Origin of the sequence: Pseudoalteromonas sp. P1-7a, assembly GCF_001401855.1 — a bacterium.
Classification (GTDB): domain Bacteria; phylum Pseudomonadota; class Gammaproteobacteria; order Enterobacterales; family Alteromonadaceae; genus Pseudoalteromonas.
Map to the genome: position 1 here is coordinate 1 of NZ_LKDU01000179.1, position 209 is coordinate 209.

Annotated in this window: 1 protein-coding gene; it reads right to left on the reverse strand. The window is 46.4% G+C overall.

Annotated features, from left to right (window positions below; all coding sequences use genetic code 11):
* On the reverse strand, positions 1 to 209 hold a 209-nt coding region (locus AN389_RS20045; protein WP_146258112.1), incomplete at both ends, for an MFS transporter.

Below are 209 nucleotides of genomic sequence, written 5' to 3' on the forward strand. Positions count from 1 at the left end.
CCTAAGCAATACCGCCAGCTTAGATTTTGCCCCACCAAGGTAACAATAGGCACGCCAACAATGGTTGCAATGGTCAAGCCCATAAATACTTTTGACATAAAGCTTGCCCGTTTACCCGAAGGGGCAATATCGGAGGCAAGCAAAATAGCGGCACCAAAGTAAGCACCGTGAGGTAAGCCACTTAAAAAACGAAAAACAACAAGCTGCTC